The organism is Streptomyces sp. 2114.4 (genome assembly GCF_900187385.1).
Classification (GTDB): domain Bacteria; phylum Actinomycetota; class Actinomycetes; order Streptomycetales; family Streptomycetaceae; genus Streptomyces; species Streptomyces mooreae.
In genome coordinates this window covers 6,923,311-6,938,307 of record NZ_FYEY01000001.1, presented here as the reverse complement: position 1 = coordinate 6,938,307, position 14,997 = coordinate 6,923,311, and the positions used below count along the sequence as shown (strand labels likewise).

Annotated in this window: 12 protein-coding genes and 1 pseudogene; 7 read left to right on the top strand and 6 right to left on the bottom strand. The window is 70.4% G+C overall.

The features are described from left to right. Window positions 1-53 precede the first annotated feature (53 nt). The 3 genes from CFW40_RS30645 to CFW40_RS30635 all read right to left on the bottom strand — a co-directional run bounded on the left by CFW40_RS30645 (window position 54) and on the right by CFW40_RS30635 (window position 3,138). Complete coding sequence (locus CFW40_RS30645; protein WP_088802467.1) at window positions 54-1,196, bottom strand: acyl-CoA dehydrogenase family protein; 1,143 nt, start codon at window positions 1,194-1,196, stop codon at window positions 54-56. Window positions 1,197-1,407: 211 nt separating this feature from the next. Then, on the bottom strand, window positions 1,408-2,592 hold the full coding sequence (locus CFW40_RS30640) for a CaiB/BaiF CoA-transferase family protein (protein WP_088801030.1): 1,185 nt from the start codon (window positions 2,590-2,592) through the stop codon (window positions 1,408-1,410). 177 nt (window positions 2,593-2,769) lie between these two features. After that, the gene (locus CFW40_RS30635) at window positions 2,770-3,138 is read right to left on the bottom strand and encodes an MmcQ/YjbR family DNA-binding protein (RefSeq protein ID WP_088801029.1); all 369 of its coding nucleotides are present in this window, start codon (window positions 3,136-3,138) and stop codon (window positions 2,770-2,772) included. A 159-nt stretch (window positions 3,139-3,297) separates the two neighbouring features. Between CFW40_RS30635 and CFW40_RS38770 the strand changes: the two are divergent. Continuing rightward, window positions 3,298-3,522, top strand: a pseudogene (locus tag CFW40_RS38770) (MgtC/SapB family protein); the annotation flags it as partial. Window positions 3,523-3,842: 320 nt separating this feature from the next. Here the strand turns inward: CFW40_RS38770 and CFW40_RS30625 are convergent. Further along, a complete protein-coding gene (locus tag CFW40_RS30625; RefSeq protein WP_088802466.1) occupies window positions 3,843-5,465 on the bottom strand; it encodes a sialate:H+ symport family MFS transporter in 1,623 nt (540 codons plus the stop codon). A gap of 312 nt (window positions 5,466-5,777) precedes the next feature. Between CFW40_RS30625 and CFW40_RS30620 the strand changes: the two genes are divergently transcribed. Next, a complete protein-coding gene (locus tag CFW40_RS30620; RefSeq protein ID WP_088801027.1) occupies window positions 5,778-6,965 on the top strand; it encodes a trans-acting enoyl reductase family protein in 1,188 nt (395 codons plus the stop codon). 26 nt (window positions 6,966-6,991) lie between these two features. Here CFW40_RS30620 and CFW40_RS30615 read toward each other — a convergent pair whose 3' ends face one another. Next, the gene (locus tag CFW40_RS30615) at window positions 6,992-7,696 is read right to left on the bottom strand and encodes an endonuclease V (protein WP_088802465.1); all 705 of its coding nucleotides are present in this window, start codon (window positions 7,694-7,696) and stop codon (window positions 6,992-6,994) included. Between the two features lie 218 nt (window positions 7,697-7,914). Between CFW40_RS30615 and CFW40_RS30610 the strand changes: the two genes are divergently transcribed. Together CFW40_RS30610 and CFW40_RS30605 are read left to right on the top strand one after the other, a co-directional pair. After that, window positions 7,915-9,336 (top strand): amidase, encoded by a 1,422-nt coding sequence (locus tag CFW40_RS30610; protein WP_088801026.1) that lies wholly within the window; start codon window positions 7,915-7,917, stop codon window positions 9,334-9,336. Between the two features lie 181 nt (window positions 9,337-9,517). Then, entirely contained in the window at window positions 9,518-9,817 is a 300-nt protein-coding gene (locus tag CFW40_RS30605) for a YciI family protein (RefSeq protein WP_088801025.1), read from the top strand. A gap of 166 nt (window positions 9,818-9,983) precedes the next feature. Here the strand turns inward: CFW40_RS30605 and CFW40_RS30600 are convergent, their stop codons facing one another. Further along, window positions 9,984-11,450 (bottom strand): sugar porter family MFS transporter, encoded by a 1,467-nt coding sequence (locus CFW40_RS30600; protein WP_088801024.1) that lies wholly within the window; start codon window positions 11,448-11,450, stop codon window positions 9,984-9,986. Window positions 11,451-11,904: 454 nt separating this feature from the next. Between CFW40_RS30600 and CFW40_RS30595 the strand changes: the two genes are divergently transcribed. From CFW40_RS30595 to CFW40_RS30585, 3 genes are all read left to right on the top strand, one after another. Next, entirely contained in the window at window positions 11,905-12,810 is a 906-nt protein-coding gene (locus tag CFW40_RS30595; protein ID WP_088801023.1) for an SIS domain-containing protein, read from the top strand. A 70-nt stretch (window positions 12,811-12,880) separates the two neighbouring features. Continuing rightward, the gene (locus CFW40_RS30590) at window positions 12,881-13,762 is read left to right on the top strand and encodes a class II fructose-bisphosphate aldolase (protein WP_088801022.1); all 882 of its coding nucleotides are present in this window, start codon (window positions 12,881-12,883) and stop codon (window positions 13,760-13,762) included. Between the two features lie 145 nt (window positions 13,763-13,907). Beyond that, window positions 13,908-14,711, top strand: coding sequence for a DeoR/GlpR family DNA-binding transcription regulator (locus tag CFW40_RS30585; RefSeq protein ID WP_088801021.1), 804 nt, complete (start codon window positions 13,908-13,910; stop codon window positions 14,709-14,711). The last annotated feature ends 286 nt before the right edge of the window (window positions 14,712-14,997 follow it).

The window sequence follows — 14,997 nt, the reverse complement described above, 5'->3', positions numbered from 1 at the left end:
TCGCATGAGGGTGGAGGCAGGGGGAGCGGGTGGGGACCGGGGCCGTTCCGCGGTCAGCCGAGCAGGGAGCGTCCGATGATCTCCTTCATGATCTCGGTGGTCCCTCCGTAGATCGTCTGGATACGGCCGTCGGTGAAGGCCTTGGCCACGCGGTATTCCGCCATATAGCCGTAGCCGCCATGGAGTTGCAGACAGCGGTCGGCGACGCGCTTTTGCAGTTCGGTGGCCCACCACTTGGCCATCGAGGCGTGCACCGCATCCAGTTCGCCGACGGAGTGGTCGGCTATACAGCGGTCGAGGAACGCACGGGTGACGGCGCATTCGGTGGCCATCTCGGCTATCTCGAAGCGGATGTGCTGGAGCTTGGCCAGCGGCCGTCCGAAGGCCTCGCGCTCCTTGACGTACTCGCTGGTGATCTCCAGCAGGTGTTCGGCACCGGCGACAGCGGCGACGGCGATGCCCATCCGCTCCTGGGCGAGATGGGTCATCAGATGGACGAAGGCGCCGTTCAGCGTGCCGAGCAGGTTCCCCTTGGGGACGCGGACGTCGTGGAAGAACAGCTCGGCGGTGTCCTGGGACTTCTGCCCGATCTTGTCGAGGTTGCGGCCACGCTCGAAGCCCGCCATGCCCCGCTCGACGACCAGCAGGCTCAGGCCGTGCGCCCCGCCTTCCGGTGTCGTTTTGGCCACGACGATGACCAGGTCGGCGAGGATGCCGTTGGAGATGAAGGTCTTGGAGCCGTTGAGGATCAAGTGGTCGCCCGCATCCTCGGCGTGGGTGCGAATGCCCTGCAGGTCGGAGCCCGCTCCGGGCTCGGTCATCGCGATGGCGGTGATGATCTCGCCGCTGCAGAAGCCGGGCAGCCAGCGGCGTTTCTGCTCCTCGGTGCCCAGCGTCGTCAGATAGGGGCCGATGATGTCGTTGTGCAGGCCCACGGCCAGCCCGGCTGCGCCCGCCCGGGTGAATTCCTCGGCCAGCACCGCGCTGTAGCGGAAGTCGTGCTGTCCGCCCCCGCCGTACTCCTCGGGGACCGCCAGGCCCAGGAGCCCCTGCTTGCCGGCCGCCCGCCAGGCGTCCCGGCTGACGATGCCGGCCTTCTCCCACTGCTCGTAATACGGCGTCACTTCCCTGGTGAGAAAGGTCCGTACGACCTTGCGGAAGGCCTCGTGGTCCTCGGTGAAAATCTGGCGCTTCATCTGCGCGGTCATGCTGCGGGCCCTCCTCGGAGCCGGTTCCTGACGGTGTCGGGCGGCGTGGGGCCCGGCCGCCCCACGGGATGGCGCCGGACGGCGCCCATGGCGAGCCGCCCGTTCCACACGTCGCCGGCCCTCCCCAGGGGGAAGGCCGCGGCCTCTTCGGCAGCCGGACGCGAGCCGGCCGCATACGGGGGCGTGGTGGCGGGTGCCATCAGCCGGCCGTGTCCTGCTGCCCGGCGCGGACCGGGCCGGCGGGCGGGTCGTCGGCGACACGCTTGGCGAGGAGGCCGGGGACCTGCCAGTCACGGGCGATCTCCGCCAAGTCGGCGCCGGGCCGTGCGGGGGGGCTGCGTACCGCGCCCGGAGTGCGCGAGAAGCGCGGCGCGGGCGCGGGCTGGGTGAGTCCAGCGTGTTCGACGAAGGTGCCGCGGGCGGCGAGATGCGGGTGCCGCGGGGCCTCGCGCAGGGAGAGCACCGGCGCCACACAGGCGTCGGAGCCCGCGAAGACCGCCGTCCATTCCTCGCGGGTACGGGTCTTGAAGCGGGCGGCGATGGTGGTGCGCAGCTCATCCCAGGCGGTGAGGTCGTCGCGGCTGGGTGCTTCCTGTTCGATGCCCAGCAGTCGGATGAAGGTGCCGTAGAACCGCGTCTCCAGCGCACCCACCGCCATATGGCCGCCGTCGGCGGTCTCGTAGGTGCCGTAGAAGGGTGCCCCGCCGTCGAGCAGATTCGCACCGCGCCGGTCCTGCCAGCCGCCGGCCGCCAGCATGCCGTGGATCATCGCCGTCAGGTGGGCCGTGCCGTCGACGATGGCGGCGTCGACGACCTGGCCCGTTCCGCCCTCGGTGCGGGCGTGCTGGAGGGCGGCGAGGACGCCGATGACGAGGTAGAGGGAGCCGCCGGCGTAGTCACCGAGGAGGTTGGCGGGGATCGCGGGCGGGCCGTCGGACGGGCCGATCATGCCCAGGGCGCCCGTGATGGCGATATAGCCGATGTCGTGTCCGGCGGTGTCGGCGAGCGGGCCCTGCTGTCCCCAGCCCGTCATCCGGCCGTAGACCAGCCGGGGGTTGCGCGCCAGGCACTCCTCGGGGCCCACTCCCAGCCGCTCGGCCACGCCCGGGCGGTACCCCTCGATCAGCACATCGGCACGTTCGGCCAGTTCGAGGACGTGCGCCACCCCTTCGGGGCTCTTCAGGTCCACCAGCACGGAGCGTTTGTTGCGGTTGGTGACGTCGTAGGCCGGATCGACGCCCAGCCCCGGGCCTCCGGGCCGGTCGACGCGGACGACATCCGCGCCGAGGTCGGCCAGGAGCATGGCGGCGAACGGACCGGGGCCGATGCCCGCGAGTTCGACCACCCGCACCCCGCTCAGCGGGCCGTTCCCTGACTCCGTCATCGCGCCCCATGCCTTTCCGCACTGTGACACTTCTGATGTAACACTCGCGATGTTAAGAACGTGTTCCACTTTCCACAAGACCCCCGTGCCAGGTGACACCAGCCAAAAGGCCCGCACCGGCGATGCTCAACTGCCATCACCGTCGCGGGCCTTCGCGCGCCTGCTGCCGCTGCGTCGCTATCCCCCGTCGAGCTCGGCGATGAGCTTCTTAGGGGCTATGAGGCGATACGACTCTTCGGCCCAGTCGCAGAGCAGATCGGCCGGCTCCGCCAGCGGGACCTGCACCCATCCGGACCTGCCCAGGCCGTAGCCCGCGGGCTTGGCACCGGGCAAGGTCAGGGCATGGGCATGCGCTGCGGGATCCTTCAGCTTCAGCGTGACCCCGCGCGGGCGGTCGCCGTCATCGATGCCGAGGAAGACGAAGACCTTCTTGTTGACCTTGATGACGCTCTCGCCCCAGGGGAACTCCTCCACGGTCCCGGGAAGCCCGAGCGCGAACGCGCGCACCCGCTCCCGCACCGCCGCCGGACCCGCCGCCTTCGCCATGCGCTCCTCCACGTCCGTCCCCCGTACGGCACCGCCCGCGGCGCCGCCCGCCCCACGCTCGTCACGCGCGGGCCGCCCAACGCCTTCCACGCTAACGGCGACCACTGACAACGGCCCGCGGAGCGCCGGACACCGGGCCGACCGAGGGACAGTCGCGTCCTGTCCGCCCCGCAACTCACCGCCGCGCTGTTCGACTTCCACAGTGGTCAGGGGCTGCGCCAGTTCACCGAGCCGGCGATAGCGCTGCTGCTGTCCTCGCTGAGCGGCTTCATCGGCGGCGGACTGATCTTCGTCAGGAAGGACGCCGGCCGGGGCCTGACGACAGCCGCCACCATCTGGCTGACCCGCGCCATCGGCATGGCCTGCGGTGGCGGCCTGCCGCTGTCGGCCACCGGCGTGACGGCGGTGCACTTCCTCGTCGTCCGCGGCTTCTCGAAGCTGTCCGACCGGATCCCCTCGCGGCCGTCCTACGCCCGTATCGAACCGCGCATCAATTACCGGTCGGAGCACCGGCTGCTGGGCAACATAGGGGAGATATGCACCGGCAGCGGCTTCCGGGCGACCGAGGTCCAGGTGGAAACCCACACGGACGAGGCAGACCCCCCGGCCGCGGTACTGCTCCGTCTGGAGCAAGACGCTTCCGCGGGCCCCCTGGTCGAGACCCTGTCCGAGCCGGCAGGGGCCCCGCGCCCGGTGGAGCGCCGCTACGCCGAGTCCGGCGGCACCTCCCCAGAAGCGGGGGCAGGAGTGGGAGCGGAAGGGGGATGGGGCGGGGGATGGAGAGAGGGATGGCGAGGAGGAGCGGATGCCCGCCCCATGGGCAGCGCCCCCGCTTCCCCGGCCTCCGGCACAAGGCGGTCTTCGGGTGCCTGACGGTCCACGAGCCGGGCCAGCCGCTGGGGGACATTGCCGCCTACCAGGATGATGACCACGAGCGTCAGTCCGAAGGTGAGCACGGCCAGCGCCCGCCCCAGGGGCATGCCTTCGGCCAGATGCGCTCCCAGGACGGGCGCCACCGCCCCGCCCAGGGCTCCGACGTTGTAGACGAAGCCCAGAGAGGCGGCGCGGGTGGCGGTCGGGAAGTGGCCGGCGAGGTACTTCGGCAGGATGCCGGAGACGCCCTGGCCGAGCGCGAGCAGCCCGAAGACCAGCACACCGAGCGCCGGCAGGCTGTTCTGCACCGCGAAGACCGGGAAGACGAAGGCGAGGGAGGCCAGCAGGGTGCCGGCATAGGCGCGGCGGGTTCCGAACCGGTCGCCGGTGAAGCCCGCCAGCCAGCAGCCCGCCATGGTGCCGAAGCCCGCGGAGAACATCACGTCGGTGACCTCCCCGGGGGCGTATCCGAGGTCGGTCTTGAGGTAGGTGGGCAGCAGGGCCTGGACCGGCCAGCTGTAGAGGAAGGCGCAGAAGACCGTCGCCATCAGGGCCACGTACAGCAGCCACCCACGACGTCCGCCGAGCTGCACGGCGAATGCCACCAGGCACACCGCCGCGACAACGGACAGCCCCGGTACGGCCCCCGCGCCGACGGGTGTGAAAACGCAGAACAGCGCGACCGAGGCCAACGCCGCCAGGGCGGTGTTGATCCAGGGCCGGATGCGGCCGGTGAACAACGGCCGGAAGGGACGGGGACGTTCCCCTTCCGCGCCGGCGGTGCCGATCTGCCGCTGCCAGTCGCCCGCCTCCGGCAACGATCGGCGCATCCAAAGGGCGACCAGGACCGGCAGGACGCCGATCCAGAACATCCAACGCCAGCCCCAGTGCGGGACCACCCACTTGTAGAGCTCCGCCGCGAGGACGGTGCCGCCGGCGTAACCGGAGATGATGAATCCGGAAGCACGATTGCGCCATCGGACAGGCCAGCTCTCCAGCACATACGTCACGCCGGCGCTGTACTCCCCCGCCATGCCCAGACCGATCACCAGCCGCGCGACGAACAGGCTGGTGTAGTCCCGGGCGAAACCGCAGGCGAAGGTACCGAGCGAGTACAGCAGGATGCTGGTGACCATGGCGGTCCTGCGACCGTAGCGATCCCCCATCGCGCCCAGGACGGCGCCGCCCAGCCACCGGGTGATGAAAGCACCCGAGATCAGCGAGGCCGCGGTGGCGGTGCTCAGATGGAAGTCGGCGGCGATCTCGGTCAGTACGAGGGTGATCAGGACGAAGTCGAAGCCGTCCAGGAGATAGCCGACCCAGGCGGCGAACATCGCCTTCCACTGGCCCGGGGTGACCTCCTGCCACCAGTGCCGACAGTTCCGGCTGTTCCGGCTGTTCCGGCTGTTCCGGCTGTTCTCAGGGGTGTCCGCGGGGGTGTCCGCGGGGCGCATCGTCACGGCTGCCCGGCCTCCTCCGGCGATCGGCGGACGGTACGGTTCGCGGCGTCATCGGGGAAAGCCGCTGGGTGGTGGTCGGGGCAGCAGACCAGACATAGGACGTCCCATGTCATCGGTGCCATCGGTGAATCTGGACCGGTCACCATGCTCTATCAAGACTGCGTGCCCCCCATACTGCCCCCGGGAACGGCACGGGAACGGCCAAGACGGCGGCCGGGAACGTACGTTGACGGGGCGGGGGTGACTGCCTGGTGTCCGGGCTCCGTGCCCAGCGGGCGGTCGAGAGGACGCACGAGAGGAAGCACGATGCGACGGCAGGACACCTTCGGACGGGACCATGATCTCGTCCTCTACGGCGCGACCGGTTTTGCGGGCGCCCTCACGGCCGCCTACCTGGCCGCGCATGCTCCCCAGGGCTGCCGCTGGGCGCTGGCCGGGCGCAACATCGCCAAACTGGAGCGGCTGCGCGACGAGTTGACAGCGATCAACCCGGACTGTGCCAAACTGCCGCTGCTGCGGGCGGACAGTGGCGATCCCCACGCGCTGCGCGCCCTCGCCGCCGGTACCAGAGTGCTGGCGACGACCGTCGGGCCGTATCTGCTCCACGGTGAGCCGCTGGTCGCCGCCTGCGCCGCGGCAGGCACCGACTATGTCGATCTGACCGGGGAGCCGGAGTTCATCGACCGGATGTATGTGCGTCACGACGCAACGGCCCGCGCCTCCGGTGCGCGCCTCGTGCACGCCTGCGGATTCGACTCCGTTCCGCACGATTTGGGGGTGCTCTTCACGGTTCGGCTCCTCCCCGAAGGCGTCCCCGTACGGATCGACGGCTTCGTGCGGACCAACGCCACCTTTTCCGGCGGCACTCTGGCCTCGGCACTGGCCGTCGCATCGCGTCCGGTCGCCATGGCGCGGGCCGCCCGCGACCGGCAGCGGGCGGAGCCGCGACCGGCCGGCCGTACGGTGCGGGCGCCCTTCGGGCCGCCTCTCAGGAGCGGTGAAACACGCACCTGGGGCGTGCCGTTGCCGACCCTCGATCCTCAGGTCATCGCCCGCTCCGCCGCCGCGCTGGAGCGCTACGGGCCCGACTTCCGCTACCGCCACTACGCAGGCGTACGACGGCTGCCCATCGCCGTCGGCGGGACGGTGGGGGTGGGGGCCCTGTGCGCGCTCGCCCAGGTGCCGGCCGCGCGGCGCTGGTTGTCGCGGCGTCTGGAGCCGGGTGACGGGCCGGGCCCCGAGCGGCGCGCCCGCAGTTGGTTCCGGGTCCGCTTCGTCGCCTCCGGCGGTGGCGAACGCCTGATCACCGAGGTCTCGGGCGGTGACCCCGGCTACGACGAGACGGCGAAGATGCTCGCCGAGTCGGCGCTCAGCCTGGCCTTCGACGACCTGCCGGAGACCGCGGGGCAGGTGACCACCGCGGTTGCCATGGGGGATGCGCTGACGGCCCGCCTCCAGGATGCGGGCATCACCTTCCGCGTCGTCCAGGGGTAGTCCCGGCTCTCCTTGCCCCCACCCGGTCAGGCGTCGGCGAGCGCCCTCCGGCACAGCGCGTCCGCGGCCCGGGTCGTCTCGGGGAGCCGGTAATACGCTGCCAGGTGGAGCGTTTGCGCACAGGCACGGTCGAGGTCGATGCGATGCCCCACGGAGACGAAGACCGGCTTGACGCCCCTTTGGGTACGCAGCGCACGTCCCACCTCCTCCGTTCCGTCCAGAAGCGGAGAGGTGGCGCCGCGGTCCGGCCCGGGAAGGGCGTAGCGGAAGGTGAAGGGGTTCTTGGCGACACCGATGGTGGGCAGCCCGGTCAGCACGCCCAGGTGGCTGGCGAGCCCGAAGCGGCGCGGGTGCGCCAGCCCGTAACCGTCGCAGACCACGAGGTCAGGGGTGCGGGTGAGACGGGCGAGGGCGTCGAGCACGGTGGGAATCTCACGGAACGCGAGCAGGCCGGGGACGTACGGGAAGGAGATCTGCCCGACGGCGGTCGCCTCGTCGACGACGGCGCGCGTACGGGCGTCCAGCGCGACGGCGGCAGCGGCGACGACGTCACGTGCGTCGTCGTAGGCGACGTCCACCCCGACGACCGTGCCCTCGAACCCCGGTTCCGGACCGGGTTCATCGAGCCGCACGTGGGGCCGCAACCGGTCCTGGACCGCGCGCGCCTGGTCTTCGTCGGCCGGCCAGTTCCGCAGTTCGTCGTCGCAGGAGATCGTTCCGGGAGTGTCCATGGTGACCGCCACGCTACCGAACCGGTGCGAGCCTCTGACCAGGCCGGGATGCCTGACCATGATGCGTTGTCAGTGGCGCTGGGTACCTTGGTGAGCGTGAACCCGGACCCCGCCGACTCCGACGACCGCGCAGCCGCCGCCGAGGGCAGCCCCTCGGCGATCTGCTCGTGCTCCACCACCGGTACCTCGCCGCTCTGAAACAACCCTCCGAGGTCTTCATGCCCGATGCGCTCCATCAGCTCGATGCCCTCGACCTCGCCGCCCGGCTGCGCCGCCGCGACGTCTCCGCGCGGGAGGTCGTCCAGGCGCATCTGGACCGCATCGAACAGGTCAATCCGGCCGTCAACGCCCTCGTCACCCTCGACCCCGAAGGCGCACTCTCCGCGGCCGCGCTCGCCGACGATCGTCTCGTCCGGGGCGCCGCCCTCCCGCCCCTGCACGGGATTCCGATCGCCTTCAAGGACACCCATCTCACCCGCGGTATGCGCACCACACACGGCTCACCGCTCTTCGCCGACCACGTCCCCGACGAGGACGACTTGCTCGTCGACAGGCTGCAGCGGGCCGGCGCCATCCGCCTCGGCAAGACCAATGTTCCCGAATTCGCCGCCGGTTCCCACACCTTCAATCCCGTCTTCGGCACCACCCGAAATCCGTACGACACCACACGTTCGGCGGGCGGCAGCAGCGGCGGCGCCGCCGCGGCGCTCGCGGCCGGGCTGCAACCGCTCGCCGACGGCAGTGACATGGGCGGCTCGCTGCGCAACCCCGCATCCTTCTGCAATGTCGTCGGGCTGCGGCCGACGCCGGGACGCGTGCCCCGGCACCCCGGTGGCGACCTCTGGGACACCCTGTCGGTCCCCGGCCCGATGGGGCGGACCGTGGCGGATACGGCGCTGTTGCTGTCGGTCATGGCGGGTCCGGATCCGCGCTGCCCCATCGGTCTGGAGACCCCCGGCGAGGCGTTCCGGGTGCCCCTCGACCGCGAGTTGCGCGGCCTGCGCGTCGCCTGGACACCGGACCTCGGGGGCCATGCCCCGGCCGACCCGGACGTACTCGCCGTTCTGGAGCCGCAGTTGAGGGTCCTGGAAGAACTCGGCTGCCGTATCGACACCGCCTGCCCGGACCTCACCGGGGCCGACGACACCTTCCGTACGCTACGGGCACACAGCTTCGACCTGGCGCTCGGCGCCCTGCTCGACTCCGACCGGCAGGCCCTCAAACCCAGCATCGTCCAGAACATCGAGCAGGGCCGCCGGCTGACCGCCGCCGACCTGCTTACCGCCACCGCGACCCGCAGCCGGCTGTACCTCGGCATACTGGAATTCTTCTCCCGGTACGACCTGCTCCTGGCCCCGGTCAGCCAAGTCACGCCGTTCGACGCGGAGTTGGAGTATCCCCGCGAGGTCGCGGGCCGGCCCACCCACTCCTATCTGGACTGGATGCGATCGGCCTACCTCGTCTCCCTCCTCGGCGTGCCCGCCCTTTCGGTTCCCGCAGGATTCACCCCGGGCGGCCTGCCCGTGGGGCTGCAGTTCATCGGTGCGCCGCGCGGGGATCTCGCCGTCCTCCAAGCGGGGCATGCCTATGAGTGCGCCACGCGGCACGGGCGGCGCCGCCCGGAGCTGCCCACGGCCTGACCGTGTCTGCGTCCTCTCCTTGAGGTCGCGGCACTTCCGGGACCTGTACGTGCCGCAGAGCCGCGCCAGCGGAGTACGCCGCACCAGCCGGGGACACATGCTGTGGCATCCGCCCTGGCCTGCGCATTCCCTTCCCGTCAGAAGCCGCGCTTCCGCCTGATATCTCGTCTATATTGCACCTATGTTCGTACTGGAGCTGACCTACACCGCGCCCCTCGAACGCGTCGACGCCCTCCTTCAGGAGCACCGGGAGTGGCTGGAGAAGGAGTACGCCGCCGGGCACTTCCTCGCCGCCGGCCGCAAGATCCCGCGGGAAGGCGGCGTGATTCTCGCCGCCGGGACGGACCGTGCGACCGTCGAGCGGATCGTGACCGAAGACCCGTTCGCCCTCGCCGGGGTGTGTGAGTACCGGATCACGGAGTTCGCGGCGACGACGACCGCCCCGGCTCTGGAGCAGTACCGGGAACCACTGCCGTCCTGAGCAGCCGTCCCCGCAGCCCGGAGCGCCGGCGCTCCGGGCTGCGGGCTTGCGGGCACCTCCTTGGCTCTGTGGACGCCGCTTGGCCCGCCCCGCCGCCTTGAGAGCCCCACGGACGGAACAGTCGGCCCTGTACCGTCAGCCCGGTAGCCGCCGCCCCTCCCCTGGGCTACGGAGCCGCCGTCGGGGGCGCCGCTGAACCACTGAGCGAGCCGGAGCTCGCGGGAACGGGCGGGGGCGAGGCGGGCCAGCGCCCCCCGTTGCGCCAGTACTCCTGGATGTCCTCCAACTGACGCCCCTTGGTCTCGGGCGCGGTGGCGGCGGCGAAGACCAGTGCGGCGAGCGCGAGGACGCCAAGGCCCGCGAAGGTCAGGGCCGCACCGGCCCAGGCCATCAAAGAGGGGAAGAACTGGGCGATCAGGAGGTTGGCCACCAGGTCGGCGGTGAGCATCACCGAGGCTCCGGTCGAGCGCAGCTGGGCGGGGAAGGCCTCGCTCGCATAGACCCAGATCAGCGATCCGAAGCCGAAGTTGAAGGCTGCGGTGAACAGCAGGATCGCGGCGAAGCCCACCCAGGTCGAGGCGCCGTGCAGCTCGCCCCTGGCGAAGACCGCGGTCAGGACGGCGAGCATGGCGACCATCGTGCCGATACCGCAGAGCAGCACCACCCGGCGGCCGAGCCGGTCGATGATGAGGAGGGCGAGGACGGTCGCGGCCAGCGAGGCGAGCTGGACGAAGGACGGCAGCAGGAAGTTCTGGCCGTTGCCGGTGAAGCCCATCTCCTCGAAGATCTGCGGGCTGTAGTACGTCACGGCGTTGATGCCGGTGATCTGGCAGAAGAATCCGAGGCCGACGACGAAGAGCGCGGCACGGGCGTACGGCTTGCGCAGCAAGGAGCGCGCCGATCCACCGCTCTCCTGGTCGAGCGCGGACGCCACGACAGCGACCTCCTCACGCGGATCGACGTCCGGGTCGGTCATGGCCATGACCTCGACAGCTCGTTCCGTGCGCCCCTTGAGGATGTACCAGCGTGGGGTGTCCGGCAGCCTGAGCAACGGGATCAGAATGACTGCGGCGGGGATCGCGGAGAGACCGAGCATCCAGCGCCAGTGACCGCCGTCGGACAGGCCCCAGTTGACGAAGTACGTGATGACGATGCCCGCGACCGTGGCGACTTGGTAGGCGGCGACGGAGGCTCCGCGGATACGCGCCGGAGTCGATTCGGCGACGTAGAGCGGGGCGGCGACGATCGAGATGCCGATGGCGATGCCGAGCAGGAAGCGGACGGTGTCCAGCACGACGACGTTGGGCGCGACGGCGGAGAGCGCCACGAATACGGCGTAGGAGCCGGCGACGATCAGCATCGCCGCCTTGCGGCCCAGGGCATCGGCGAGCTTGCCGCCGATCAGCGCGCCCACGATGGAGCCGAACACCAGGATGCTGTTGACCAGGCCCTTTTCGGCCTCGGTGAGATGAAAGTCCTTGCTCAGGAACACCAGGGCACCAGAGATGCTGCCGGTGTCGTAGCCGTAGATGACGCCGACGACGGCGCCGGTGAGCGCGAACAGTCTGCCGGTGCGGCGTGCGGTCCCGGGTGACGGGGGCGGGGGCGTCGCGGAGAGCGTGGCAATGGACATGGGAAGTCCTTTGTGCGGCGGAGCGGGCCTTGCTGCATGACTGAGCTGCGTGGCTGGGCTGCGTACTGGAACTGCACGCTCGAAGCTCGTGCGTGATCTTGCAAGTATTCGGCGCGTTTCACGCAGCTGTCAACACTTTCTCGCACTTCCCGGCACTCCCCTGAGCCTCTCCGCACGCACTCTCGACGCCATGCGACAAGCCAGCATTTACCCAGATGAGACCGGCTCACGAGTCCTCACCAGGCCACCGCACCGCACCTCCCCTCTGGCGCATCCGCCCGAACGAGGGATGGAAGCCTGACGACTTTCTGCGTACAGTCGATTGCAACGAAGGAAAATATTGCACTTTCGTGCAGACCCGCAGACCTGCGGACGCACAGAGACGCAGAGACGCAGACGCACGGACACAGAGATGCAGACCGATGAGCACATGCACATCGCAGGAGGGTGGGCCATGAGCGAGATCTCGTACATGGAGCAGGAACTGCACAGCCAGCCGGAGACGTGGCGGGAGGCCGCGCGGATCGGGGCGGCCGCGAGCCCGCTGCCCAAGGCCGGACAGCGGGTGGCCGTCGTCGGCTGCGGCACCTCATGGTTCATGGCGCAGTCGTATGCGGCACTGCGCGAGGCAGCCGGACAGGGGGTGACGGACCCCTTCGCCGCCTCCGAGGCGTTCCTCGGCACCGACCGCGGCTACGACGCGGTGGTCGCGATCACCCGGTCCGGCACCACGACCGAGGTGTTGCGCGTACTCGAGGCGGTCAAGGGGCGCATCCCGACGGTGACGATCCTCGGTGACCCCGCGACACCGGCAGCGGCTGTCTCCGACGAGGTGGTCGCGCTCCCCTTCGCCGATGAGGAGTCGGTGGTGCAGACCCGTTTTGCGACGACTGCGCTGACGATGCTGCGTGCGCAGCTGGGCGAGGACGTGTCCCGGGCGGTGACCGACGCGGAGGAGGCGCTGGCCGCGCCGGTGGACAAGGAATGGGTGGATGCCGAGCAGTTCGCCTTCCTCGGGACGGGCTGGACGTTCGGCCTGGCCAACGAGGCAGCACTCAAGATGCGGGAGGCATCGCAGAGTTGGACCGAGTCGTACCCCGCTATGGAGTACCGCCACGGTCCGATCTCGATAGCCGCACCCGGCCGGGTGACCTGGCTGTTCGGCCCGGCACCGGCAGGACTGGAGGCCGATGTGCAGCGGACCGGGGCGCGCTTTGTGTGCCATGCGCGCGATCCGCTGGCCGATCTGGTGCTGGTCCAGCGGGTGGCGCTGGAGCGGGCCCGCGCCCGGGGCCTGGACCCGGACAACCCCCGTGGCCTGACCCGCTCGGTGATGCTCGAAACGCCGTCCGCCTCGTAGCGCCCGCCTCCCCCACGTCACCCCGTCTCCCCCCGTCAACCAGCCCCGTCCGCAAGGGAGCCAGCCTCCGATGCCCCTCGTTCCGACCTCATCGATCGTGGACGCCGCCCGTGAGGCGCGGGTCGGTGCCGCGGCCTTCAACGTCATTCATCTGGAAACGGCCGAAGCGCTCGTCACCGCCGCCGAGCGCACCGCCATCCCGTTGATCCTGCAGATCAGCGAGAACTGCATCCGATACCACGGCAGCCTGCTGCCCCTCACCCGCGCCACGCTCGCCCTCGCCGAAGGCTCCACGGCCCCGATTGCGGTGCACCTCGACCACATCACCGATGCCGAGCTGGTCCACCAGGGCATCGCCGCCGGGGTGGGCTCCGTCATGGTGGATGCCTCCGCGCTTCCGTACGAAGAGAATGTGGCCACCACCGCCGAGCTCACCGCCTGGTGCCATGAACGTGGCGCCTATGTCGAGGCGGAACTCGGCGAGGTCGGCGGCAAGGACGGGGTCCATGCGCCAGGGGTGCGCACGGACCCGGACGAGGCCCTGGCCTTCGTCCGCGCGACGGGGGTGGATGCTCTCGCCGTGGCCGTCGGCTCCTCCCATGCCATGCATGAGCGCACGGCCGTACTGGACAAGGCCCTCATCGAGGCGCTGCACACCACTCTGCCGGTGCCCCTGGTACTGCACGGTTCGTCCGGTGTGCCCGACGACGAGCTGCGGCGGGCCATCGCCGCCGGAATGACGAAGATCAATATCTCCACTCATCTGGTCTCCGTCTTCACTCACTCGATACGGCACACGCTGGGCGCCGACCCCTCGCTCGTGGACTCCCGGAAGTACCTCAAGCCCGCCCGGGAGGCAGTGGCCGAGGAAGCGGCGAGGCTGCTGGAGGTGCTGGGCACTCCAGCGACGGTGCCGGACCAGTACGCAGCCCAGGCACCGGCCCGGGGGTGAGACGCCCCGGGGCGAGACGGCGGCAGGCGGCCACCACCGACTCGGCGGCGCTTCGTCACAGCGGAGGGGACGGTCCGGCGCGGCGGAGTACGAGGGCGCCTACGGCGCGTCACTGTGACCTGCTGAGACGAATTAGGCTCGCGCCATGAAGCGCCATGAACGGATGAACGCACTGCTCGAGCTGCTCGGCGACCGAGGCCGGATGGACGTCGAGGAGGCGGCGACCGAGCTGGAGGTCTCGGCCGCCACGATGCGGCGCGACATGGACGCCCTGGCCGAGCAGCAGTTGCTGACCCGGACCCGGGGCGGGGCGGTGCTCAGTTCGGTGGCGTACGACCTGCCCATCCGGTACAAGCATGCGCACCGGTCGGAAGAGAAGGAGGCAGTGGCACAGGCCGCGGCGAAGCTCGTCGAGCGGGGGCATGTGGTCGGACTGAGCGGCGGCACGACGACCACGGCGATCGCGCGGGTGCTTGCCACCCGGCCGGACTTCGCGGAGGCCGGCCCGCAGCCGCATCTGACGATCGTCACCAACTCCCTCAACATCGCCAATGAGCTGGCCGTGCGACCGCAGATCAAGATCGTGCTCACCGGTGGGGTGGCGCACTCGCGGTCGTTTGAACTGGTCGGGCCGTTCAGCGAGTTGGTGCTGCAGCAGATTTCCGTCGACATCGCGTTCATCGGCGCCAACGGCATGGACCCGATGATGGGGGCCACGGTGCACGACGAGGCGGAGGCCCGGGTCAACCGCCTGATGGCCGAGCGTGCCCGGCGTGCCGTGGTCGTCGCGGACTCGTCGAAGATCGGCGAGCGCTGCTTCGCCCGGGTCGGCGACGCGGATGTCTTTGACACGTTCATCACGGACAACGGAGCGAAGGAGGCGGTCCGCCGTGAATTCTCGGATCGGGGACTGAAGGTGGTGGCGGCCCGCCCGCCCTCGGGCGAGTGACCCCAGCCGACAGCCGGAGGCGAGGCCGGCCCTTGTCGGCACTCATCAGTCGGCCTCATCAGTCGGCCATCACCGGTCGGCAGGCTCTCGGCCGACAGGCTCTCGGTCGGCCAGACTCCCATGGATCGTTGCCCCGCCCCCCGCGGATCGCTTGGCCCGCCCCCTCGCCCCGCTTGCCCCGACCATCCCGGCCCGGCCACCCCGGCCCGATCATCCCGGCTCGCCGCCCCCGGCCCGCCCGGAACGGTTCCGGAAGGGCTGCTCTTATGTCGCGCCTTTGTCCCTG

Bases quoted from the DNA above. Each gene is read 5' to 3' on its own strand.
- CFW40_RS30625 (WP_088802466.1), bottom strand. From the start codon at position 5,465: ATGCGCCCCGCGGACACCCCCGCGGACACCCCTGAGAACAGCCGGAAC.
- CFW40_RS30590 (WP_088801022.1), top strand. From the start codon at position 12,881: ATGCCCCTCGTTCCGACCTCATCGATCGTGGACGCCGCCCGTGAGGCG.
- CFW40_RS30640 (WP_088801030.1), bottom strand. From the start codon at position 2,592: ATGACGGAGTCAGGGAACGGCCCGCTGAGCGGGGTGCGGGTGGTCGAA.
- CFW40_RS30645 (WP_088802467.1), bottom strand. From the start codon at position 1,196: ATGAAGCGCCAGATTTTCACCGAGGACCACGAGGCCTTCCGCAAGGTC.
- CFW40_RS30605 (WP_088801025.1), top strand. From the start codon at position 9,518: ATGTTCGTACTGGAGCTGACCTACACCGCGCCCCTCGAACGCGTCGAC.
- CFW40_RS30600 (WP_088801024.1), bottom strand. From the start codon at position 11,450: ATGTCCATTGCCACGCTCTCCGCGACGCCCCCGCCCCCGTCACCCGGG.
- CFW40_RS30615 (WP_088802465.1), bottom strand. From the start codon at position 7,696: ATGGACACTCCCGGAACGATCTCCTGCGACGACGAACTGCGGAACTGG.
- CFW40_RS30585 (WP_088801021.1), top strand. From the start codon at position 13,908: ATGAAGCGCCATGAACGGATGAACGCACTGCTCGAGCTGCTCGGCGAC.
- CFW40_RS30595 (WP_088801023.1), top strand. From the start codon at position 11,905: ATGAGCGAGATCTCGTACATGGAGCAGGAACTGCACAGCCAGCCGGAG.
- CFW40_RS30610 (WP_088801026.1), top strand. From the start codon at position 7,915: ATGCCCGATGCGCTCCATCAGCTCGATGCCCTCGACCTCGCCGCCCGG.
- CFW40_RS30620 (WP_088801027.1), top strand. From the start codon at position 5,778: ATGCGACGGCAGGACACCTTCGGACGGGACCATGATCTCGTCCTCTAC.
- CFW40_RS30635 (WP_088801029.1), bottom strand. From the start codon at position 3,138: ATGGCGAAGGCGGCGGGTCCGGCGGCGGTGCGGGAGCGGGTGCGCGCG.